The sequence below is a fragment of the Streptomyces sp. NPDC051315 genome, from assembly GCF_044455165.1.
Taxonomy (GTDB): domain Bacteria; phylum Actinomycetota; class Actinomycetes; order Streptomycetales; family Streptomycetaceae; genus Streptomyces.
Genome location: NZ_JBITEN010000002.1, coordinates 697,308 through 720,076 on the forward strand (window position 1 = coordinate 697,308; position 22,769 = coordinate 720,076).

Here is a 22,769-nt window from a genome sequence, read left to right on the forward strand (position 1 = left end):
TATCACAACGGGGGGCGGCCATGAACGACGTTTCACGCCGCGGGACAGACACCACACACCTTCCACACCTCACGACAGAGCGAAAGATCGCATCCATGTGCCAGCATCAGCCACCGTGTCCGACAGCCGACTCCGCCGACCGGGACTCCGCCCGCCTCGTGGCGCACCACCCGGAGCAGGGCTGGAGCCTGCTGTGCAACGGCGTCCTGCTCTTCGAGGACACCGGTGAGCTCCTGCCGGACGGCCAGATCATCGCCCCGCACCGCCCGCTGGGCACCGGCAAGGTCGTCACAGCGGCCTGAACCGACCGGGGGCGCCGACCGACGCCGCCCGGTGATCCGAGGGGCCGGATCGCAGCCGCCGCTGCGCACCGGCCCCGACGCGTGTCCGCGGCCCCTCACGGGCCGTCACCTCCCGGTTCCCCTCCTGTACGTCTTCCCACGACCGCCGACTTTCCGGAAGACTCCTGGGGGTTTCGACGGGAGCGTCCGAGGCGACGCGACGGAGGTGGGGGAAGTGACGACGGACAAGACGGCACCCGCGTCCCGGGGCAGGGTCACCATCACGGAGATCGCCCGGCAGGCCGGGGTCTCCGTGCCGACCGTGTCCCGGGTGGTCAACGGCCGCTCCGACGTCTCGCCCCAGACCCGGGCCCGGGTCGAGGACCTGCTGCGCCTGCACGGCTACCGCAAACGTCCCTCCTCCGTCCCCGCCCGCGCCGCCCTGCTCGACCTGGTCTTCAACGACCTCGACAGCCCCTGGGCCGTGGAGATCATCCGGGGAGTCGAGGAGGTCGCCCACGCCGCCGGCGTCGGCACGGTCGTGTCGGCGATCCACGGCCGCTCCGGTGACGCCCGGGAGTGGATGCGCAACCTGCGGGCCCGCGCCTCCGACGGCGTCATCCTCGTCACCTCGGCCCTGGAACCCACCCTGCACGAGCAGTTGCGCATCCTGGGCGTCCCGCTGGTGGTCGTCGACCCGATGGGCTCCCCCGCCCACGACACGCCGACCATCGGCGCCGCCAACTGGGCGGGCGGCCTGGCCGCCACCGAGCACCTGCTCTCCCTCGGCCACCGCAGGATCGGCCTGATCGCCGGCCCGCCGCGCCTGCTGTGCTCCCGCGCCCGCTTCGACGGCTACCGGGCGGCCCTGGAGGCGGCCGGCCTCACCGTGGACGAATCCCTCGTCGTGCCCGGCGACTTCCACCCCGAGTCCGGCTTCACCGGCTGCACCGCCCTGCTCGACCTGGCGGAGCCGCCGACCGCCCTCTTCGCGGCCAGCGACCAGATGGCGCTCGGCGCGATCGAGGCGCTGCGCCGGCGCGGTCTGCGCGTGCCGCAGGACATGAGCGTGGTCGGCTTCGACGACCTCCCGGAAGTCCGTTGGTCCGCGCCGCCGTTGACGACCGTCCGCCAGCCCCTCGCCGACATGGGCAAGCACGCCGTCCGCACGGTCCTCGGCCTGGCCCGCGGCGAACGCCCGGACTCCCCGCGCGTGGAGCTGGGCACGGAGCTGGTGGTGCGGTCGAGCACCGCACCACCGGCTCCCCCGCGCTGACAGCCGCTCAGGGCATCCCTAGCTCAAGGCGTCCCGGATCGCGTAGTACGCCGGCTTCGGCGCGAGCTGCTCGTCCCAGGGCAGCGCCGCGCCCTCACCGGGGAAGAACGCCGGGATCCACGAGTACTTGTCCGTGTAGTCCCAGACGGTGATGCCGACACACCGGCGCACCGCCAGGCACGCCTCGGTCATGTCCCGGTACCAGTCGGCCTGCTGGGCCAGCTTCTCCTCGGTCGCGGGCAGCTGCATCCGTACGTCGACCTCGGTGAGCGCGGTGTCCAGGCCGAGACGGGCGAAGCGGCGGAGGTTGTCCTCCAGGCTCGCCGGATAGCCGTACTGGAGGGCGAGGTGGGCCTGGAGTCCGAAGCCGTGGAGCGGGACCGACTGGGCCTTCAGCTCCTTGGCCAGCGCGTAGTAGGCGTCGCTCTTGGGGCCGATGGCCTCGACGTTGTAGTCGTTGAGGTAGAGCTTGGCCTTGGGGTCGGCCTGGTGGGCCCAGCGCAGGGCGTCGGCGATGTAGCCGGGGCCGAGCGTCTTGTAGAAGATCGTCTCGCGGTAGGTGCCGTCCTCGTTGAAGGCCTCGTTGACGACGTCCCAGGCGTACACCTTGCCCCGGTAGTGGCGCACCTCGGTCTGGATGTGCTTCTTCAGGACGGCCCGCAGTTCGTCGGCCGTCCACTCCTTCCCGGTGAGCCAGCCGGGCAGCTGGCTGTGCCAGACGAGGGTGTGGGCGCGGACCTTCTGGTGGTTGGCGCGGGCGAGGTTCACGATCTCGTCGCCCTGGGAGAAGTCGAAGACACCTTGCTGGGGCTCGGTGGCGTACCACTTCATGCCGTTGCCGGGCGTGATCATGTCGAACTCGTGGCCGAGGATCCTCGTGTAGGGGGTGTCGGTGAGTTCGGGGTTGTCGGTGGCGCTGCCGAAGTAGCGGCCGTGGCGCTGGGCGAGGTCGGCGAGGGTCTTCTCACGGTGCTGCTCCCCCGCCTGGGCGGCGGGGCCGCTCGCGACGCCTGCGGCGACCAGGACGGCGGCGAGGGCTCCGGCGAGTCTGAGCCGGGTGCGGGAGGTGCGGAGGGTGCCGGGCATGGTGCGACTCCTCGCGATCGTTGGTGTGGGTGAGCCGTACGACGGTGGTGTACGTCCGCGGGCGCGCGTCATCCCTTCGTGGCGCCGGCGGTGAGGCCGCCGACGAGCTGGCGCTCGGCGACGGAGTAGAAGGCCAGGGCGGGGACCATGGCGAGGACCAGGTAGGCGAAGACGCGGGCGTACTCCGCGGAGTACTGGCCCTGGAACTGCTGGACGCCGATCGGGATGGTCCACCAGGTGGAGTCGGTGAAGACCAGCAGCGGCAGGAAGAAGTTGTTCCAGCTGCCGACCACGGCGAGGACGGAGACCGTGCCGAGGGCAGGGCGGGCCATGGGCAGCAGGATCCGCCAGAAGAAGCCGAGGGGGCCGCAACCGTCGAGGGTGGCCGCCTCCTCCAGTTCGGCCGGGATCTCCCGGAAGAAGCCGCGCAGGATGACGATGGTCATCGGCAGCCCGAAGGCGGCCTGCGGCAGGATCACACCGAGCGGGTTGTCCAGCAGGTCCAGCGAGCGCAGCAGCAGGAAGAGAGGGAGGGCGGCCACCGCGAAGGGAAACATCAGCCCCATCGTGAACACGGTGAACAGCGCCTCCCGGCCGCGGAAGGCGAAACGGGCGAAGGAGAACGCGGCGAGCGCGGACACCGCGACCACCACGACGGTCGTCCCGACGGCGATCAGCGTGCTGCTGCCCACCAGCCGCCAGAACGAGCCGGAGCCCAGGATGTCGGTGTAGTTGGAGGTCACCCACGACTCGGGCAACCCGACGGGGTTGCGGGAGAGCTCGTCGGTGGACTTGAAGCCGGACAGGACGGCGTAGACCAGGGGCACCGCCATCACCGTGCCGACGGCGACGAGGACGACGTGCAGCGGCAGGGTACGGCCGGTCCTGCGGGCGTTCACCGGGCCATCGGTCCTGCCGACGTCCACCGGGCCACCGGTCTTGCGGACGCTCCTCGCGCCGCCGGTCTCACGGGCGCTCACGAGCCGCCTCCTCGCAGGGTCGTGGTGGCCCCCTCCAGGTCGCGGCGGAGCACGAACCGCTGGTAGGCGAGGGCGAAGACGAGGCTGATGGCGAACATGGCCACGCTGATCGCGCTGGCGTAGCCGACCTGGTAGCGCTTGAAGCCGTACTGGAACATGGTCACGGCCATCGTCTCGGAGTGGTGGTCGGGGCCGCCCGCGGTGGTGACCCAGACCAGGTCGAAGAGCTGGATCGAACCGATGACGGACAGGAAGACGCTGATCCGCAGCGTCGGCGCGAGCAGCGGCAGCGTGACGTGCCGGAAGCGCTGCCAGGGGCCGGCCCCGTCGATGAGGGCCGCCTCGGTCAACTCGGCCGGGATGGACTGGAGTCCGGCCAGGTAGAGCATCATGTGGAAGCCGAAGTACTTCCACGTCATGACCAGGAACAGGGTGGCCATGACGGTGGACGGGTCGGCGAACCACTGGCCGCCCACGCCCTCCAGTCCGATCGCGCCGAGGACGTGGTCGGCGAGGCCGTCGTCCGGCGCGAAGATCATGGCGAACAGCACGCCGGTGATCGCCTCGGAGAGGATGTACGGGGCGAAGAACAGCATCCGGTACACGGCCCGGCCGCGGATCCGCTGGTTGAGCGCGACCGCCAGGGCGAGGGCGAACGGCAGCTGGATGACGAGCGAGAACACGACCAGGACCAGGCAGCGCCACAGGTCGCCGAGGAACACCGGGTCGTCGAGGAGCCGTGTGAAGTTGTCGCCACCGATGTAGTCCTCGGGCATGCCGAAGCCGCCCCAGCGGAAGAACGAGGCGTACAGAGCGAACAGCATCGGCAGCAGCACCAGCGTGCCGAACAGCACCAGGGCGGGGACCTGGAAGCCGACGGCGGTGAGCCAGTGCAGCGCGCGCCGCCGCCTCCGTCCCCGGGCCGCGCCGGCGGCCGGGGGCGGGAGGTCGACGTCGGGGCCGCTCCGCTTGTCCGGAAGGTAGGTCGAGGTCATCGCGGGCTACTGCTCTTCCTTCGCGACCTTGGTGATCGACTCGGTGACCTGCCGGGGCGACCTGGAGCCGGCGATGAGGGCGGCGACGCTGTCGTTGATCTCCTGGCCCACCGCGGGCGCGTACGCCTGGTCGAGGTAGAGCTGGAAGCCGGTGGCCGCCTTCAACTGCGTCTGCACGGCCTTGAGGTTGGGGTCGGTCAGGGCGCTCTCGGCGGCCGGCACCACCGGCAGCACGCCGGTCTTCTTGACCAGTTCGGTGTCGGTGGTGGCGGAGGCGAAGAACTTCAGGAAGTCGACGGCCGCCTGCGGAGCTCCGGCGCGCAGGGCGTGACCGCCGCCTCCGCCGAACACCTCGGTGAGCGCGCCCTTGCCGCCCTCGACCTCGGGGAAGGGGAAGAACCCGAGGTTCGCGCCGAGTCCCTTGCCCGCGTCGGCCTCCACCACGGGGGCCCACTGGCCCATGAGTTCCATCGCGGCCTTGCCGTTGCCGACGGTGGCGGCCTGGCCGGTGGGGCTGGAGTAGGCGGCGCCGAGGAAGCCCTTCTGGAACGGCTGGAGGTCGACGAGGTCCTTCAGGTGCTGCCCGGCCTGGACGAAGCCCGAGCCGGTGAAGTCCTTGTCGTCGCTGGCCTTCTGGAGGGCGTCGATCCCGGCGGTGCGCATCGCGAGGTAGGCCCAGTAGTACATGCCGGGCCACTTCTCCTTGCCGGCCAGGGCGAGCGGGGTGATCCCGGCGGCCTTCAACTTCCTCACGGCGTCGAGGAAAGCCGTCCAGGTGGTGGGGGGCGCGCTGATGCCGGCCTGCCGGAAGAGGGCCTTGTTGTACCAGAAGCCGATCATGCCGATGTCGAACGGTATGCCGTAGGCCTTGTCGTCGAAGAGGTACGGCTCCTTGGCGACCGGCAGCAGGCCGTCCGCCCAGTCCTTGGTGCGGTCGGTGAGGTCCTCGACGAGTCCGGCGTCGATCTGCTGCCGCAGCACGCCACCGCCCCAGGTGTGGAAGATGTCGGGCAGCTTCCCGGAGGCGGTCAGGGCCGTCATCTTCGACTTGTAGGCATCGTTCTCCAGCTGGACGATCTTGACCTTGACCTTGGGGTTCCGGGCCTCGAACTGCTTGGCCAGGCCTGCCCAGACATCCTTGGTCGGCTGGGTGGTGGAGATGTTCCACCACTCGATGGTGGTCGTCCCCGACGACCCTCCGTCCGAGTCGCCGCCGCAGGCGCTCAGTGCCGTCATGCTCAGACCGGCCGCGGCGGAGGCCGCCAGGAAGCCGCGGCGGGACAGTGCCGGGTCGCCCATCATGCGCTCCTTGGGTAGAGGACGGCACACACCCATGCCGTCCACCGGATTCTCGAAAGTTTCGGACTTGATCCAGAAAGCTTCGCTGCTGCCGCACCCTAGAGACAGGCTCCAACGGGTGGCAACCCCTTGAACGCAGGGAATCCGACAACGGTGACCCAGCGGGACTGCCGCGGCGCCCTCGATGACCCCTCTCCCGACGACTTGACCGCTGAAGCCACCGGCGGATCCGGGTGCAGGGCAGCGGGGTGGCGCCGACGGCGACCGGAGAGGACGTGCCGGGGCGTCACTCCTCCATCACCACCAGAAGCGGCCGAAACATTCGGCCTGTTCGGCGAACATTACGGAGCGGCTTCAAGAGGCCACCGAAGCCGGACGAGCCCGCGACTTCACCCCTGGACCCAACTCCCCGAGGCCCAGCACCGTCGACGGTTTCCTACCCGCAATGACGCGCCGTGGCCACGCCGCCCCTGCTCGCCGCACCCTTGCCAAGGGACGGCCTCAGGTCGTCGACCACACCTGCGGACTCGGCGACTCAGGCGATCCTGGCGCCCCGGCCAACTCCGCTCCACTCCTGTCCCCCGGCCCACGCCGCACGCACGCCCGCACGCCCGCACGCCCGCACGCCCGCACGCCCGCACGCCCAGTCTCAACGGAAGCCTGACGCCCGGAGCCCTCCATCCAGGGCCCACGCGTCACTCTCTGTTGACGCTGATGTCGCCGTACGCGTGATGGCCGGAAACCGCACGCTGTGCGGTACACGAGGGAGCACAGCCATGACCACCGCCCCTTCGAGCTCCGCGTCACTAGCGTGACGCCGGACGACGAAGCGGAACAGTTCCTCCGGGCCTGGCCGACCGGAAGACACGGTTCATCGCCGACGAGCCCGACCGGCGGGACGAAGCCGAGTACCGCAAAGATCGAGCGGCTCCGGGAGGACAACGACCTCCCCGGCGAGGACTTCGCCGTCGTCGCGGTCACGGTCGGCGGCCCCTCCGAGTTCGATGCCGTCTGACCGTATGCGGCGCGGTCCCGCACAGCCGCTACCGCGCGCTGACCCTGGAGCCCTCCTCCATCTCCGACGCCCTGGCGGCCCTGCTCCTGCCCGTCCGTGACACGACCGGCTGCACCCCGCACATCTACTTCGAGTGGACCGAGGGCAACCCGTTCGCCAACTTCCCGCGCGTCTTGCTCCTCGGCCGGGACGAGGTCGCCCCGGTCACCTGGGAGGTCCTGCGCGAGGCGGAACCCGACCGCGTCCGCCGCCCGCGCGCCCACACGGGCTCAGCCGTCCCCGCCCGCCGGGCGGGGACGGCCCCCCGTCACAGCCGACGCACGCGCCATGCAATGCGCGCCACGCCCCGTTCGCCGTCCCGGACAGCTGCACCATGAGCCCGACCCACTCCCCCGACGTGCGCCCACGCCCAGCGCGTCACACCCCGCCGGCCGACCCCACGTCCACCGCCTCCCCCGTCCGCCCTATCGTGACCCGTATGCAGTCCTACACGATCGGCCAGGCGGCGCGGCTGCTCGGCGTGAGCCCCGACACCGCGCGCCGCTGGGCGGACGCGGGCCGGGTGGCGACCCACCGCGACGAGACCGGACGACGCCTCGTCGACGGCAAGGACCTCGCCGCCTTCTGCGTCGAGCTCGCGCGCTCCGGCAGCGCCGAGGAGGGCGCCTCCCACACCTCCGCCCGCAACGCGTTCCCCGGCATCGTCACCGCGATCAAGCTCGGCGACGTCGCCGCCCAGGTGGAGATCCAGGCCGGCCCGCACCGCCTCGTCTCCCTGCTGACCCGGGAGGCCGTCGAGGAACTGGGCCTGGAGGTCGGCATGGAGGCCACGGCCCGCGTGAAGTCGACAAACGTACACATCGACCGCACCTGAACCTCCCCTCCCGTACCACCCCACAGGCGCACCCTGCCGCGACACCGGCCACCGGGCGACGACTGAGCGGCACACACCACCACATACCCCGCATCTCGGCCAGGGCGGCCCTACGGTTGTCGTTCATGACCCTGAGCATCCGCAACCAGCTCCCCGGCACCGTCACCACCGTCAACCCCGGGGAAGTGATGGCCACCGTCGGGATCCGCCTCACCGACGGCCAGTACCTCACCGCGGCGATCACTCACGAAGCCGTGACCGAGCTCGGTCTCGCTCCGGGATCCGCGGTCCGCGCCCTGGTGAAGTCGACCGAGGTCTCCCTCGCCACGTCCGGTGTCGAAAACCTGTCGATCCGCAACCGGCTTCCCGGAACGGTCACCGAGGTCACGACCGGCGGCGCCATGGCGTCCGTGAAGATCTCCGTCGGCCACGGCGAGCTCACCGCCGTGATCACCAAGGAGGCGGCCACCGACCTCGGCCTGGCGTCCGGTTCCCCGGTCGTCGCCCTGATCAAGTCGACCGAGGTCGCGCTCACGACGGCCTGACACGCCGAAGGGCTCCCGCCCTCACCCGGACGGGAGCCCTCGGCCTCGGTGATCAGTCCTCGTACGCGTCCATCGGCGGGCACGAGCAGACCAGGTTCCGGTCCCCGAAGGCCTGGTCGATCCGGCGCACCGGCGGCCAGTACTTGTCGGCGGCGGACACCCCGGCCGGGAAGACGGCCTCCTCACGGGTGTACGCGTGCTCCCACTCCCCGCCGAGCGCGGCCGCGGTGTGCGGGGCGTGGCGCAGCGGGCTGTCGTCGGCGGGCCACTCGCCGGAACCGACCTTCTCGATCTCCGCGCGAATCGCGATCATCGCCTCGCAGAACCGGTCCAGCTCGGTCAGGTCCTCGGACTCCGTCGGTTCGATCATCAGCGTCCCGGCGACCGGGAACGACATCGTCGGCGCGTGGAACCCGTAGTCGATGAGCCGCTTGGCGACATCGTCGACGCTCACCCCGGTCGCCTTGGTCAGCGGCCGCAGATCGATGATGCACTCGTGCGCCACCAGCCCGCCGGGGCCGGTGTACAGCACCGGGTAGTGCGGCTCGAGCCGCTTGGCGATGTAGTTGGCGGACAGCACCGCCACCTGCGTCGCCCGCTTCAGCCCCTCACCGCCCATGAGCCGCACGTACGCCCACGAGATCGGCAGGATCCCCGCCGACCCCCACGGCGCCGCCGAGATCGGCCCCACGCCCGTCTCCGGCCCGGCCTCCGGCTGCAGGGGGTGGTTCGGCAGATACGGCGCCAGGTGCGACCGTACGGCCACCGGCCCGACGCCGGGACCGCCACCGCCGTGCGGGATGCAGAACGTCTTGTGCAGGTTCAGGTGCGAGACGTCACCGCCGAAGTGACCCGGCTTGGCGAGGCCGACCAGCGCGTTGAGGTTGGCGCCGTCCACGTACACCTGCCCGCCGGCCTCGTGCACCTGCGCGCAGATGTCGGCGACGTGCTCCTCGAACACCCCGTGCGTCGACGGATAGGTGATCATCAGCACCGCCAGCTCGTCGCGGTGCTTCTCGATCTTCGCCCGCAGGTCCTCGACGTCGATCTCGCCGTCCTCGGCGGTGTTCACGACGACGACCTTCATCCCGGCCATCACGGCGCTGGCGGCGTTCGTGCCGTGCGCGGACGACGGGATGAGGCACACGGTCCGCTGCTCGTCCCCGTTGGCCCGGTGGTACCCGCGTACGGCGAGCAGCCCGGCCAGCTCACCCTGCGACCCGGCGTTGGGCTGGAGGGACACCTTGTCGTATCCGGTGACCTCGGCGAGACGTTCCTCCAGCTCATGGATGAGCGTGAGGTAGCCCTGCGCCTGCTCGGCGGGCGCGAACGGGTGCAGCTGTCCGAACTCGGGCCAGGTGACCGGCTCCATCTCGGTGGTGGCGTTGAGCTTCATGGTGCAGGAGCCCAGCGGGATCATGCCCCGGTCGAGCGCGTAGTCCCGGTCGGCGAGCCGGCGCAGGTAGCGCAGCATCGCGGTCTCGGAGCGGTGCTGGTGGAAGACGGGGTGGGTCAGGATCGCGTCGGTGCGCAGCAGCCCGGCCGGCAGGGCGTCCTCGGTGACCGCGTCGAGCGCCTCGATGTCCCCGTCGACCCCGAAGGCGGCCCAGACGGCCTCCACCTGGGCCCGCCCGGTGGTCTCGTCGCAGGCGACCGACAGCTGGTCGGCGTCGACGAGGTGCAGGTTGACGCCGTTCCGGCGCGCGGCGGCGGCGACCTCGGCGGCCTTGCCGGGCACCCGCACGGTCAGCGTGTCGAAGTAGGACCCGTGCACGACCTCGACATCACCGGCCGCGAGCCCCGCGGCGAGGATCGACGCGTAGCGGTGCGTCCGCCGCGCGATCCCCTTCAGCCCCTCCGGGCCGTGGTAGACGGCGTACATCCCGGCCATGACGGCGAGCAGCACCTGCGCGGTACAGATGTTGCTGGTGGCCTTCTCCCGGCGGATGTGCTGTTCACGCGTCTGCAGCGCCAGCCGGTACGCCTTGTTCCCGTCCGCGTCGACGGACACGCCCACGAGCCGCCCGGGCAGGCTGCGCGCGAACTTCTCGCGGACGGCCATGTAGCCGGCGTGCGGCCCGCCGAAGCCCATCGGTACACCGAGCCGCTGCGTCGTCCCCACCGCGATGTCCGCCCCGAGCTCACCGGGCGAGGTCAGCAGGGTCAGCGCGAGCAGATCGGCGGCGACGGTGACGAGCGCGCCCAGCTCGTGGGCCTGCTCGATGACCGGCTTGATGTCGCGTACGGCCCCGGAGGCGCCCGGGTACTGGATCAGTACGCCGTTGATCTCCCGCGCGGCGATCTCGGCCGGGATGCCCTCGCTGAGGTCGGCGACGACGACCTCGACGCCGGTCGGCTCGGCGCGGGTCTCGATCACCGCGATGGTCTGCGGCAACGCGTCCGCGTCGACCAGGAACAGGCCCTTCTTGTTCTTGCCCATGCGCCGCGAAAGCGACATCGCCTCGGCGGCGGCCGTGCCCTCGTCCAGCAGCGAGGCACCCGAGGTCGGCAGCCCCGTGAGGTCGGCGACCATGGTCTGGAAGTTCAGCAGTGCCTCGAGCCGCCCCTGCGAGATCTCCGGCTGGTACGGCGTGTAGGCCGTGTACCAGGCCGGGTTCTCCATCACGTTGCGCAGGATGACGGGCGGCGTGAAGGTGCCGTAGTAACCGAGCCCGATCATGGAGTCGAGGACCTGGTTGCGCTCGGCCAGCGCCCGCAGCTCGGCCAGCACCTCGGCCTCGGACCGCGCCTGCGGCAGGTCCAGCGCGTCGGCGTTCTTGATCACATCGGGGACGGCGGCGGCGGTGAGCTCGTCCAGCGAGCCGTACCCGACGTGCGCGAGCATCTTGGCCCGCGCCTCCTGGTCGGGCCCGATGTGGCGCTGCTCGAAGGGGATTCCCTGTTCGAGATCGGAGAGCGGAATGCGATGGGCGGTCATTGCGGAGGCCTCCTGGTCTGACGCGACCTTCGAGGGGCACCACGGCACGGGTACCCGGACGGCCTCCCCCTCTGTCATCTCAACCTGAGAGCTTCACCGGCCGCCCGTGGGCGCCCGGCTTTCACCGTCGGTGAGAGCGGAAGCCGTCGACACCCGCCCTGCTTTCCAGAGTGACCTCGTCCGTGCGGTACGTGGGCCTGAGAGATTCCGGGGAGGATTTGCTCCTTCGGCGCCTCCGGTGGTCTCCGGAGGACTCTCCCGCACGGGGTCAGCAGCCATTGCCAGACTACCAGCGAGGTCAACGGCGCCTGCTTTCGAGTGGCCGCCTTCCCCGATGTGCTCTTTTGTAGTGCCTACGGATGATTGCGACCAGTTGGAGGGCCCGTGCAGACCGATATCGATCCGCGCAACCTGATCGGCCGCAAGGCGTTCGACCGCAACGGCGTCAAGATAGGCACGATCGACGAGGTCTACCTCGACGACGCGACCGGCGTGCCGGAATGGGCGGCCATACGGACGGGCCTGTTCTCCCGGGACGCCTTCGTCCCCCTGGAGCCCAGCGAACTCGTCGACGGCACCCTGCGCGTCCCCTTCGACCGCGCCCTCATCAAGGACGCCCCGGACTTCGGCGTGGGCCGCCACCTCTCCCCCGAACAGGAACTCCAGCTCTACCACCACTACGGCCTCGACGTGGGCGTCCCGGCCCCGCTGCCGGACCACGACTTCGGGAAACCGGCCGACTCCGACGTCCTGGACGAGACCTGACCCGGCCCGGACCACGCCCGGATCGCGCCCGGACGCCGCTCCCCGCCGATCCCCCGGCCACTCAGCGGACCCCCGGCAGGGATACCCCCTTCACCGGCCACTCCCCGGTCGCCCCACCACCGCATCCGCCGAGTCCGCCGTCATGGTCGGGTCCACCGGGGCCCTCGTGTCCGCCGAGCCCGCCGTGCCCGCCGACATGGTCGGGTCCATCGGAGCCGCCGCGTCCGCGGGGGCCGCCGCGTCCGCCGCGTCCGCCGCCGCGGCCTCCTCCGGTCTTCGCCGGACCAGCGGCAGCGGATCCGCCGGCTCCAGCTCCGGGTCGTCGATCCGGAACGTCCGCACCCGCCCCACCCCCGAATAGGGCGTCTCGAACCGCACGGTGACCCGCCCCAGGCCACTGCCCTGCACCCACCCGTGTCCCAGCTCGGCGTGCCGCACATCCTGCCCGGGACGCCACCGGTGCTCCACCGGCACCGCCGTCTCCTCGTGAGCGGGCTCGTCCGGCACCTCCTCCGCGGGCGCCTCCCCCTGCTCCTCCGCGGCCTGCGCGAACAGGTCCTCCTGCGTGAAGTCGGCCAGACCGCTGACGCCGACGCCGAGCAGCCGCACCCCGCCCGTCGTGTCCACCGCGTCCAGCAGCCGCGCCGCCGCCTCCCGCACCACCGCCGGATCGTCCGTGGGCCCCCGCAGGGTCTCGGACCGGGTCAGGGTGGAGAAGTCGTACCGCCGCACCTTCAACACGATCGTCCGCCCCGACAGACCGGCACCCCGCAACCTGCGCACGCACCGGTCCGCCAACCGCTGCACCTCCAGCTCCACCCTCATCCGGTCGTGGATGTCCACGTCGTACGTGTCCTCCACCGACACCGACTTGGCCTCCCGCTCCGCCACCACGGGCCGCTCGTCGCGCGCCAGCGCCATGGCGTACAACCCGTGCCCGTGGGCCTTGCCCAGCAGCCGTACGAGCTCGTCCTCACCCGCCTCGACGATCTCGTCGACCGTGGTGATCCCCGCCCGCCTCAGGTGATCGCCGGTCGCCGGTCCCACCCCCGGCAGCGTCCGCACCGACATGGGCCCGAGCAGAGCCCGCTCGGTGCCCGGCTCGATCAGCACCAGGCCGTCCGGCTTGGCCTGCTCCGAGGCGATCTTCGCCAGCATCTTGGAGGCGGCCAGCCCCACCGACCCCGTGAGCCCCGTGACGGCCCGGATGTCCGCCCTCAGCCGCTCCCCGGCCAGCCGCGCCGACGCACCGTCCCAGGCCGCTCCCCCGGCCTCCAGGTCCACGAACGCCTCGTCCAGACTCAGCGGCTCCACCAGCGGGGACAGCGCCCGCAGCAGCCCCATGACCTGATCGCTGATCGACCGGTAGAACCCGCCCCGCGGCACGAGATACGCGGCGTTCGGCGCCAGCCGACGCGCCTGGGCCATGGGCATCGCCGAATGCACCCCGAAGACCCGTGCCTCGTACGAGGCCGTCGCCACCACCCCGCGCGGCCCCAGGCCGCCCACGACGACCGCCTTCCCGCGCAGACTCGGCTTGGACGCCTGCTCCGCCTGCGCGAAGAAGGCATCCATGTCGAGATGCAGGATCGTGGGCGCGTTTCTCACATCTCCGATGCTGCACCACACCACTGACAATGGCGCCGCCGGAGCCCTCCCGGCGCCGGAGATGAGGGCCGCGAGCCCGTCCGGCCTAGACCGCCCGGTTGCGCCGTCGCGCCAGCTCGTCCGCCGGGTTGTGCCCGACGAGGGTCTCACCGGTGTCGACCCGCTCGCCGTGCAGCTGCGACAGCGCGCTCTCGACGTCCCGCCACACCACGCCCACGGCGATCCCGAAGATCCCCTGGCCGCCCTGGAGCAGCGCGTGCACCTCGTCCGGCGACGTGCACTCGTAGACCGTGGCACCGTCGCTCATCAGCGTCATGCGTTCCAGGTCGCGAAACCCACGCTCCCGCAGGTGATGCACGGCGGTACGGATGTTCTGCAACGACACGCCGGTGTCGAGGAACCTCTTGACGATCTTCAGGACAACGACGTCCCGGAAGCTGTACAAGCGCTGCGTGCCGGAGCCGTACGCGGGCCGCACACTCGGCTCGACGAGCCCGGTGCGCGCCCAGTAGTCCAGTTGCCGGTAGGTGATGCCGGCGGCCGCACAGGCCGTCGGACCGCGGTAGCCGATCTGCTCGGACGCCATGGACGTCGCCCCTCCGCTGCTCGGCACGGCCGTCGGTCGCTGCGGAGCGTGATCGGCCGCGCTGCTGTGAAGCGGGTACGGACCGCTCCCCCCGACATCGAGTCCGGGGGCACCCCCAGCCGTACCGTCGCCGCTGCTTCTCACGCCGACCTCCGTCCTTGACCTGCCTTCTCGACGGTAGGCAGTCACCAGGGGTGCGTCAACGATCGCCACACTCGGCACGCCGAGTGATAATCACCCTAAGAGTGGTTTCCCGCACCCCACCGCGGGGAAAGGCTAGCCGAATGCGCTCAGCGGAAGCCGTAGGACGCTCTCACGGGCCGTCGGCAATTGCCGGGGACGGGGCGCCTCCTTCCACACGGCCACCCCGCCTCCCGCCCTCGTCCCGGCTACTGGTTGCTGGTGCCGAAGTCCTCCGGCGAGATCTGGTCGAGGAACTCGCGGAACTTCTCCACCTCGTCCTCCTGCTCGTCCGGGATGGCGATGCCCGCGTCGTCGAGCACCGTGTCACTGCCGTAGATCGGCGTCCCGGTGCGCAGCGCCAGCGCTATGGCGTCGGACGGGCGGGCGCTCACCTCGACACCACTGGCGAAGACCAGCTCGGCGTAGAAGACGCCCTCACGCAGGTCCGTGATGCGCACTTCCGTGAGCTCCTGACCGACAGCCTCCAGCACGTCCTTGAACAGGTCGTGGGTCAGCGGCCGCGCGGGAGCCATGCCCTGCTGGGCGAAGGCGATGGCCGTCGCCTCCCCCGGTCCGATCCAGATGGGGAGGTAGCGGTCGCCTCCCACTTCACGCAGCAGCACGATCGGTTGGTTGGAGGGCATCTCGACCCGGACACCTACGACATCGAGCTCGTTCACACAGCAACCCTAGGCGGTGCTCGGGACGTTTGGGTAGTCGGGCCGGGAACGGGTGACCGATCCGGCCTCCCGCTCAGGGCAGCCGCACCCCGAGCGCGGTCTGTACGAGGGCCGCGTGCAGCCGGACCGTGAGGTCGGCCAGCTCCTTCGTACGGGCCTGGGCGTGCGCCCTGGTCTGGGGATTGCGGTGCCGCTTGAGCGGGGCGACCACCTGGTCCACCAGCCCCGCCTCACGGTCGGCGGCGGCCTTCATCACCCGCAGGTGCCGGGGCTCGATACCGAAGCGCCCCAGCTCGGCGATGAGCGAGGCCACCGTGGCCGCCTCGGCGTCGTAGACCCCGTCCTCCAGCGGTACGACGAGCCCGTAGGACTCCCACTCCTCGAGCTCCCGCTCCTCGATCTCCGCGGCCGCCAGCAGCTCGGCCCGCCCGATACGGGCGACCGTGGGCGCGTCGGACGGCTCGGCGACGGTCTCCCCGTCCCGCTGCCGGCCCACCGTCGGCAGCGGCACGGCCTCGCCACGCTCCATGGCGTCCAGGTGCTCCCGGATCACCTTCAGCGGAAGATAGTGGTCCCGCTGCATCCTGAGGACGTGGGCGAGGCGCTCGACGTCCTCGGCGCTGAACTTGCGGTACCCCGACGGGGTGCGCTGCGGCTCGACCAGCCCCTCCGACTCCAGGAAGCGGATCTTGGAGATCGTGACGTCGGGGAACTCGTCGCGCAGCACGTTCAGCACCGTGCCGATGCTCATCGGACCACCGTCCGCGGCGGCGGTGCCGTGTCCGGCACCGCCCCTCGGTGTTCGCAGCATGGACCTTCCCTGGGGGTACCCCCGGACGAGTCCGGGGGAGGTCAGTAGCCTCGCTGGCTCGCGTAGAAGACCAGCCGGTACTTGCCGATCTGCACCTCGTCACCGTTGGACAGCGCGACCTCGTCGATGCGCTCCCGGTTGACGTACGTGCCGTTCAGGCTGCCGACGTCGGCCACCGTGAACGAACCGTCCGGGCGGCGCCGGAACTCCACGTGTCGGCGCGAGACCGTCACGTCGTCCAGGAAGATGTCGCTCTGCGGATGACGTCCGGCCGTCGTCAGGTCACCGTCCAGCAGGAAGCGGCTGCCCGAGTTGGGACCTCGGCGCACGACCAGCAGCGCGGAGCCGAGCGGCAACGCCTCCACCGCGGCCTGCGCCTCGGGAGAGAGCGCCGGCAGCTGGGTCTGCCCGGTGGCCTCCGAGTCGTAGGCCTCCAGACCGGAGATGGAGATGGTGGAGGTCGTCTCCGACGCGCGCTCGGGCGTCAGGCCGGGCCTCAGCGGCGCGCCGCAGTTGGAGCAGAAGCGGCTGTTCTCCGCATTGCGGTTACCGCACCTCGTACACACCAGGGCCGACATAGGGGAAAACCCTCCACCCGTACTTGAGGTTGACGGTTGTCCGAAACCTATGCCGCCGGACTGGGCAGGGTCAACCGACGCCCCGCCCTGACCTCCGGAAATGTCACCACCCGGACCAGCCACCTGGTCCCGGAACAGCGGCCGCTGGCCCTCCGCATCGGGCTGTGCGCGATGACGGGCAGTGGCGTTGTCGCTGCCCTCTCGCGCGCTCTTGCCGAACAACTTCGCAAACAACTTCACGGGCGATTCCCCTTGACCGAAACAGACCCGCCCGTGGGGCAGGACGAACCCTGACTGAATAAACCGGCCGACCCGGACACCTTCACAACGTCCGTATCCACCAGACAGTTTCCACCACGCACCACCCGATCGGTGCGTCGACCCCCCGCAACCTCATGCCCCTGCCGGAAGGCCTGCATGCACCCCCGGTTCACTGGGAGGACGACCGAGCGTAGTCAGGCTGCTCCGCCGCTCGCAAGGCGTCCACGACGATCTTGGTCGATCGCTCCACGGTCACGGTGGCCTGCTCCTTCTCGAGAGTCTGCACCACGCCTCCAGGGATGTTGAGCGCCGGTTCGAGGTCCTGCGGCTTGCCGATGACCTTGAAACGATAGGGCGCGTTGATCTTGTTCCCGTCGACACTCACGCTCTTGCCGGAATCCGTCAGATACGTCCCGGCGACCACCCGCACACCGTTGACCTGGATCGCCTCCGCCCCCGCCGCGCGCAGCTCCTGGATCGCGTCGAGCAGCATGTCCGCCTCGACCGTCCCCTTCGTGTCCTCGATCGTCATCGTGATGCCGGGCCCCTGAGCTGCCACCGTGCCCGCCAGAATGCCGAGTTGCTTCTCCCTCTCGACGGTCTGCTTGCGGGCCTCCTCGGCCTGGTCGGAGCTGTTCTCCAGCTCCTGCCGCTGCTTCTCGAGCCCTTGCTTCTCGTCCTCAAGACGCTGACTGCGGTCGTCGAGTTCATCGAGGATGCGTACGAGATCCTCCTGGCGCGCGCCGCGCAGGGCGTTACCGCTGTCGCTGTTGGAGGCGACCTGGACCGCCAGGCCGAAGCCGAGGCCGAACAGCAGCACGGCGACGATGAGTTGGGCCCGTGTCACACGCGGCGGCCACAGCCCCTTGACCAGCCGCTGCCGACCTGTCAGCGCGGGCTCGGCCGCCTCACCGGGCGCTTCCTCACGCTGAGCCGCCGCGGGAATCTCCGCGGGCAACTCGTTGCGCAGCCTGGTCGTCGGCGTATCGTCCCACTGCGTGCCGTTCTGACGGCTCTCGCTCCGAGTCGTCTCGCCCCGCTGCGTCTCGTCCTTGTCGCTCATCGGTCTCACGCCCGGAACACGTGCCGGCGGATCGCCGCGGCGTTGGAGAAGATGCGGATACCGAGGACGACCACGACACCGGTGGACAGCTGCGCGCCGACGCCCAACTTGTCACCCAGGAACACGATCAGGGCTGCCACGACCACGTTCGACAGGAACGACACCACGAAGACCTTGTCGTCGAAGATGCCGTCGAGCATGGCCCGCAGCCCGCCGAACACGGCGTCCAGCGCCGCCACGACGGCGATCGGCAGATAAGGCTCGACGACCGCCGGAACCTCGGGCCGGACCAACAGTCCGGCCACGACTCCCACGACGAGGCCCAGTACGGCGATCACGATGTGCCCTTCTCAGTTCTCGGCTGTGCTGTACGTACGATCACACTCGGTGCGGCGGGCAGCCGGACGTCGTCCTCCGCGGAGAGGGCGGTCCGGATGCCGAAGTTCTCCTGCAGGGCGTGCAGATACAGCCCGTCGGCACTGTCCTGGAACCGGGTGCCGAGGTTCTTCCCGTCCCCCACCGCGAGCACCGTGTACGGCGGCACCAGCGGCTTGTTGTCGACCAGTATCGCGTCGCCCGCGGCCCTGATCGCCGACAGCGCCGTCAGCCGCTGCCCGTTGATCGAGACGGCCTCGGCGCCGGAAGCCCACAGTCCGTTCACGACGCGTTGCATGTCGCGGTCCCGCACCCGCCCCGTGTCGGAGAACCCGGACGTCTCGCGGGCATCGCCCTCACCGCCCGTGGATGCTTCCTTGGCGTCGTCCACGACCAGCTTGATCCCGGGGCCGTGCACCTCGACGGCGCCCGCCAGGATGCCCACCAGCTCACCTTGGTCACCGCCACCGCTGTCCCTGAGCGCCTCGCGCTGCCGGGCGCTCACGTCGTCGCGCAGCTTGTCGACGGTGCCCTCGAGCCCGTCCGCCGCCTCGGTCTCGCGGTCGATGCGGTCGATCAGCTCCTCGCGCTCCTTGGCGACGACCGGAGCGGCGATCCGCGCCTGCGCCGCGCCCACGGTGACCACGAGGGCCGCGAGCACCAGACCGGCGGCTAGGCCGAGCTTCGCCCGCAGCGTTCTGGGCATGCCGCCGGCGCCCTCGACCTGCTTGCGGGCAGCGGCTTCGGCGTACCCGTCGTCGAGACTGTGGTCCATGACGTTGGTGAGCAGCGACATGGACGCGTCCGGGCGCGTCGCACGCGCGGGTGTGCTCCGAACGGGGGGCTGCTGCGGCATGCCGCACATCGTCGCATGTCGCGACCAGTACCTCCGAACGGCCCCACCGGCGTGCCGGACAGGCCCCCTTGGGGACACTTGTCCGGCACGCGCGTGTGGTACGTGTTTCAGCGCCCGGCGCTGTCCACGACCGACGCCCACTCGTCCAGCAGGGCCTGCGCGGAGGCGTCGTCGGGGCCTTCGGCCCACAGGTGGGTGACGGCCTCCGCCGGGTCGGGCAGGACCATGACCCAGCGCCCGTCCGTCTCCACCACCCGGACACCGTCGGTGGTGTCCACGAAGCGGTCTCCGGCCGCCTCGACGACCCGCCGCATCACCAGCCCCTTCACGGCCCACGGGGTCGCCAGATCCCGCTTCAGGACGTGCGCCCGCGGAATCCGCGCGTCGATCTGGCTCAGCGTGAGCTGCGTCCGGGCCACGAGCCCGATCAACCGCACGAAGGCCGCCGTACCGTCGAAGACGCTGCTGAACTCCGGGACGATGAACCCGCCCTTGCCGTCCCCGCCGAAAATGGTCGACTCGTCGCGCCCGACCCGGGTGAGGTCGTCGGGCGAGGTCGTCGTCCACTCGACCTGCGTCCCGTGATACGCCGCCACCTGCTCGGCGATCCGCGTCGTCGTCACCGGCAGAGCCACCCGCCCGCTGCGCCGCTCCGCGGCCACCAGGTCGAGCATCACGAGCAGCGCCCGGTCGTCCTCGATGATCCGGCCCTTCTCGTCCACCAAGGACAGCCGCTCACCGACGGGGTCGAACCGCACACCGAACGCGGCCCGCGAGGACGCCACTATCTCCCCGAGCCGCACGAGCCCACGGCGCCGCATGTCTTCCGTCTCCGTCGGCCTGGACTCGTCCAGACCGGGGTTGATCGTCAGCGAGTCCACCCCGAGCTTCCCGAGCAGGCTCGGCAGCACGAGCCCGGCACTGCCGTTGGAGGCGTCCACGACGACCTTCAGGCCCGACTCGGAGATCCCGGTCGTGTCCACGTTCCGCAGCAGCGACCCGGTGTACGAGTCGAAGACGCTGGCCGGGAAATGCAGGTCACCGATCTCGCCCGGGAACGCCCGCCGGTACTCCTGCCGCGCGAACACCCGGTCGAGCTTGCGCTGACTGCCCTGCGACAGATCGGCGCCCTGCCCGTCGAAGAACATGATGTCCACGGAGTCCGGCACGCCAGGCGACGTTCTGATCATGATTCCGCCGGCACTCCCCCGAGCGGTCTGCTGCCGCGCCACGGGCAGCGGCACGTTCTCCAGGTCCCGTACGTCGATGGCGCTGGCCTGCAGTGCGGAGATGACCGCCCGCTTCAGCGCGCGGGCACCACGGGAGTGGTCGCGGGCCGTGGTGACGGTGGAGCCCTTCTTGAGCGTCGTGGCGTAGGCGCCGGCGAGACGCACGGCCAGCTCGGGCGTGATCTCGACGTTGAGGATCCCGGACACGCCACGGGCGCCGAACAGATGGGCCTGCCCGCGTGATTCCCAGATCACCGACGTGTTGACGAACGCGCCGGCTTCGATGGTCTTGAACGGGTAGACCCGCACATTGCCCTGCACGATCGATTCTTCACCGATCAGGCATTCGTCACCGATGACGGCCCCGTCCTCGATCCGGGCAGCCCGCATGATGTCGGTGTTCTTTCCTACGACGCACCCGCGCAGATTGCTGTGCTGTCCGACGTACACGTTGTCGTGCACAACGGCCTTGTGCAGGAAGGCACCGCTCTTCACCACGACATTGGATCCGATGACGGAGTGCTCGCGGATCTCGGCGCCGGCCTCGACCTTGGCGTAGTCCCCGATGTAGAGGGGCCCGCGCAGGACGGCGTCGGGGTGCACCTCGGCGCCCTCGGCGACCCACACGCCCGGGGAGATCTCGAACCCGTCGAGCTCGACGTCGACCTTGCCTTCGAGGACGTCGGCCTGGGCCTTGACGTAGCTCTCGTGCGTGCCGACGTCCTCCCAGTAGCCCTCGGCGACATAGCCGTAGATCGGCTTGCCTTCCTTCATCAGCTGCGGGAAGACGTCGCCGGACCAGTCGACGGGCACATCGGCCTCGACGTAGTTGAAGACCTCGGGCTCCATCACGTAGATGCCGGTGTTCACGGTGTCCGAGAAGACCTGGCCCCAGGTCGGCTTCTCGAGGAAGCGCTCGACCTTGCCCTCCTCGTCGACGATCGTGATGCCGAATTCCAGCGGGTTGGGCACCCGCGTCAGGCACACGGTGACCAGCGCGCCCTTTTCCTTGTGGAAGTTGATCAGCTCGGTGAGGTCGAAGTCGGTCAGGGCATCGCCGGAGATGACGACGAAGGCGTCGTCCTTCAACGCCTCCTCTGCGTTCTTGACGCTTCCCGCGGTACCGAGTGGCTTCTCCTCATTGGCATAGCTGAGCTCCATCCCGAGCTCTTCACCGTCACCGAAGTAGTTCTTGACCAATGAGGCCAGGAACTGAACGGTGACGACGGTCTCGGTGAGCCCATGCCTTTTGAGCAGCCGCAGAACGTGCTCCATGATCGGCCGGTTGGCCACCGGCAGGAGCGGCTTGGGCATGCTCGAGGTCATGGGACGAAGGCGTGTGCCTTCGCCTCCGGCCATCACGACGGCCTTCATGTCGGAAGCGTCCTCCTTGAGAGACGACGGTCTAGCCGACTTCACCCGTCCCGATTGTCCCGCACTTTTCCGCAGCGGGCCATCGAGCCACTGCTGTATGCCCAATCGGCGAGCTCAGTCGGCCATGGAGTCCGCACGAACCAGACGGCGGACCTGTACCACGTAGAGGACTCCTGCCCACCAATAGAGCGTTGTACCCCATCCCGCGAACGCCCATCCGAAAATCGCAGCGAGTGACGCCAGCCATCCAGTTCCGTCACTGAGCAGCAGAAGCGGGAACGCGTACATAAGGTTGAACGTGGCCGCCTTCCCGAGGAAGTTCACCTGGGGCGGCGGATAGCCGTGCCGACGGAGGATGCCCACCATCACCAGCAGGACCAGTTCCCGCGCGAGAAGTGCAGCGGTCAACCAGAGAGGCAGAATCTCGCGCCAGGTAAGCCCGACCAGCGTCGAGAGAATGTAGAGCCGGTCCGCAGCCGGGTCGAGCAGCCGGCCGAGGCTGCTGATCTGGTTCCAGCGCCGGGCGAGCTTGCCGTCCAGGTAGTCGCTGATCCCGCTCAGGGCCAGCACCAGGAGAGCCCAGCCGTCACTCTGCGGGCCTCCGAACTCAGGCCTGAGGATCAACCACAGGAACAAAGGTACGCCGACGAGACGCGCCATGCTGAGGATGTTCGGGATGGTGAGCACCCGGTCCGTCTGAACACGGGTCTCCTGAACCTCCACCCGGGGGCCTCCAGTGGGAAACGAGCCAACGATGCCCCCTGACCTTACCTCAACGCAAAAAAGCTCTGGCTCTTGGGCTGCATGCCCAAGAGCCAGAGCTCTAAAAGGAGTTCGGCGGCGTCCTACTCTCCCACAGGGTCCCCCCTGCAGTACCATCGGCGCTGTAAGGCTTAGCTTCCGGGTTCGGAATGTAACCGGGCGTTTCCCTCACGCTATAACCACCGAAACACTATGAAACTGTGAACGCCACACCACGCCTGTGACAACGTGGGGCTGTTCGTGGTTTCAGAACCAACACAGTGGACGCGAGCAACTGAGGACAAGCCCTCGGCCTATTAGTACCGGTCACCTCCACACGTTACCGTGCTTCCAGATCCGGCCTATCAAC

The 22,769-nt window shown here is 69.9% G+C and carries 20 protein-coding genes, 2 rRNA genes, 1 pseudogene and 1 riboswitch; of the genes and pseudogenes, 6 read left to right on the top strand and 17 right to left on the bottom strand.

The genetic code is table 11. The features are described 5' to 3' along the window. The first annotated feature begins 95 nt into the window (after positions 1–95). Both ACIBBD_RS06205 and ACIBBD_RS06210 read left to right on the top strand, forming a co-directional pair. Positions 96–302, top strand: coding sequence for a DUF5999 family protein (locus tag ACIBBD_RS06205; RefSeq protein WP_399418100.1), 207 nt, complete (start codon positions 96–98; stop codon positions 300–302). Positions 303–516: 214 nt separating this feature from the next. Next, positions 517–1,557: a LacI family DNA-binding transcriptional regulator gene (locus tag ACIBBD_RS06210; RefSeq protein WP_399418101.1), complete on the top strand. Its 1,041-nt coding sequence runs from the start codon at positions 517–519 to the stop codon at positions 1,555–1,557. Between the two features lie 18 nt (positions 1,558–1,575). On the opposite strand, the gene ACIBBD_RS06215 is transcribed toward ACIBBD_RS06210, so the two are convergent. The 4 genes from ACIBBD_RS06215 to ACIBBD_RS06230 all read right to left on the bottom strand — a co-directional run bounded on the left by ACIBBD_RS06215 (position 1,576) and on the right by ACIBBD_RS06230 (position 5,917). Beyond that, entirely contained in the window at positions 1,576–2,643 is a 1,068-nt protein-coding gene (locus ACIBBD_RS06215; RefSeq protein ID WP_399418102.1) for an endo-1,4-beta-xylanase, read from the bottom strand. 68 nt (positions 2,644–2,711) lie between these two features. Then, complete coding sequence (locus tag ACIBBD_RS06220; RefSeq protein WP_399418151.1) at positions 2,712–3,476, bottom strand: carbohydrate ABC transporter permease; 765 nt, start codon at positions 3,474–3,476, stop codon at positions 2,712–2,714. Between the two features lie 143 nt (positions 3,477–3,619). Then, on the bottom strand, positions 3,620–4,618 hold the full coding sequence (locus tag ACIBBD_RS06225) for a carbohydrate ABC transporter permease (protein ID WP_399418103.1): 999 nt from the start codon (positions 4,616–4,618) through the stop codon (positions 3,620–3,622). A 6-nt stretch (positions 4,619–4,624) separates the two neighbouring features. Beyond that, entirely contained in the window at positions 4,625–5,917 is a 1,293-nt protein-coding gene (locus ACIBBD_RS06230) for an extracellular solute-binding protein (RefSeq protein WP_399418104.1), read from the bottom strand. A 784-nt stretch (positions 5,918–6,701) separates the two neighbouring features. Between ACIBBD_RS06230 and ACIBBD_RS06235 the strand changes: the two are divergent. The 3 genes and pseudogenes from ACIBBD_RS06235 to ACIBBD_RS06245 form a co-directional block, all read left to right on the top strand. Continuing rightward, a pseudogene (locus tag ACIBBD_RS06235) lies at positions 6,702–7,201 on the top strand (amino acid transporter); the annotation flags it as partial. 209 nt (positions 7,202–7,410) lie between these two features. Beyond that, entirely contained in the window at positions 7,411–7,806 is a 396-nt protein-coding gene (locus ACIBBD_RS06240) for a molybdopterin-binding protein (RefSeq protein ID WP_399418105.1), read from the top strand. Positions 7,807–7,931: 125 nt separating this feature from the next. After that, positions 7,932–8,351 carry a molybdopterin-binding protein gene (locus ACIBBD_RS06245; protein WP_399418107.1) on the top strand — a complete coding sequence of 140 codons (420 nt, stop codon included), beginning with the start codon at positions 7,932–7,934 and terminating at the stop codon, positions 8,349–8,351. A 52-nt stretch (positions 8,352–8,403) separates the two neighbouring features. Here the strand turns inward: ACIBBD_RS06245 and gcvP are convergent, their stop codons facing one another. Beyond that, positions 8,404–11,289, bottom strand: a complete 2,886-nt coding sequence (gcvP, locus tag ACIBBD_RS06250; RefSeq protein ID WP_399418108.1) for an aminomethyl-transferring glycine dehydrogenase — start codon at positions 11,287–11,289, stop codon at positions 8,404–8,406. Between the two features lie 175 nt (positions 11,290–11,464). Then, positions 11,465–11,560: riboswitch (glycine riboswitch) on the bottom strand. Positions 11,561–11,673: 113 nt separating this feature from the next. On the opposite strand from gcvP, the gene ACIBBD_RS06255 reads away from it, so the two are divergent. Beyond that, positions 11,674–12,054 carry a PRC-barrel domain-containing protein gene (locus ACIBBD_RS06255; RefSeq protein WP_399418109.1) on the top strand — a complete coding sequence of 127 codons (381 nt, stop codon included), beginning with the start codon at positions 11,674–11,676 and terminating at the stop codon, positions 12,052–12,054. Between the two features lie 90 nt (positions 12,055–12,144). Here the strand turns inward: ACIBBD_RS06255 and ACIBBD_RS06260 are convergent, their stop codons facing one another. The 12 genes from ACIBBD_RS06260 to ACIBBD_RS06315 all read right to left on the bottom strand — a co-directional run. Beyond that, positions 12,145–13,662, bottom strand: a complete 1,518-nt coding sequence (locus ACIBBD_RS06260) for a DNA polymerase IV (RefSeq protein ID WP_399418110.1) — start codon at positions 13,660–13,662, stop codon at positions 12,145–12,147. Positions 13,663–13,747: 85 nt separating this feature from the next. Further along, positions 13,748–14,392, bottom strand: coding sequence for a MerR family transcriptional regulator (locus ACIBBD_RS06265; RefSeq protein WP_399418111.1), 645 nt, complete (start codon positions 14,390–14,392; stop codon positions 13,748–13,750). 245 nt (positions 14,393–14,637) lie between these two features. Continuing rightward, the gene (locus ACIBBD_RS06270) at positions 14,638–15,111 is read right to left on the bottom strand and encodes a bifunctional nuclease family protein (RefSeq protein ID WP_004934251.1); all 474 of its coding nucleotides are present in this window, start codon (positions 15,109–15,111) and stop codon (positions 14,638–14,640) included. Positions 15,112–15,184: 73 nt separating this feature from the next. Beyond that, positions 15,185–15,922 (bottom strand): MerR family transcriptional regulator, encoded by a 738-nt coding sequence (locus tag ACIBBD_RS06275; protein WP_399418112.1) that lies wholly within the window; start codon positions 15,920–15,922, stop codon positions 15,185–15,187. Between the two features lie 41 nt (positions 15,923–15,963). Further along, positions 15,964–16,848, bottom strand: a complete 885-nt coding sequence (locus ACIBBD_RS06280; protein ID WP_399418152.1) for an FHA domain-containing protein — start codon at positions 16,846–16,848, stop codon at positions 15,964–15,966. An 82-nt stretch (positions 16,849–16,930) separates the two neighbouring features. Continuing rightward, positions 16,931–17,824 carry a DUF881 domain-containing protein gene (locus ACIBBD_RS06285; protein WP_399418113.1) on the bottom strand — a complete coding sequence of 298 codons (894 nt, stop codon included), beginning with the start codon at positions 17,822–17,824 and terminating at the stop codon, positions 16,931–16,933. A gap of 5 nt (positions 17,825–17,829) precedes the next feature. Then, entirely contained in the window at positions 17,830–18,162 is a 333-nt protein-coding gene (locus tag ACIBBD_RS06290; RefSeq protein ID WP_003988855.1) for a small basic family protein, read from the bottom strand. Continuing rightward, on the bottom strand, positions 18,159–19,064 hold the full coding sequence (locus tag ACIBBD_RS06295; RefSeq protein ID WP_399418114.1) for a DUF881 domain-containing protein: 906 nt from the start codon (positions 19,062–19,064) through the stop codon (positions 18,159–18,161). The genes ACIBBD_RS06290 and ACIBBD_RS06295 overlap by 4 nt, the downstream gene beginning before the upstream one ends. Positions 19,065–19,162: 98 nt before the next feature. Beyond that, positions 19,163–21,658, bottom strand: coding sequence for a sugar phosphate nucleotidyltransferase (locus ACIBBD_RS06300; protein WP_399418115.1), 2,496 nt, complete (start codon positions 21,656–21,658; stop codon positions 19,163–19,165). 114 nt (positions 21,659–21,772) lie between these two features. Further along, entirely contained in the window at positions 21,773–22,381 is a 609-nt protein-coding gene (locus ACIBBD_RS06305) for a CDP-alcohol phosphatidyltransferase family protein (RefSeq protein WP_399418116.1), read from the bottom strand. Between the two features lie 109 nt (positions 22,382–22,490). Further along, positions 22,491–22,607: ribosomal RNA gene (gene rrf / locus ACIBBD_RS06310) — 5S ribosomal RNA — on the bottom strand. Between the two features lie 89 nt (positions 22,608–22,696). After that, positions 22,697–22,769: ribosomal RNA gene (locus ACIBBD_RS06315) — 23S ribosomal RNA — on the bottom strand; the annotation flags it as partial.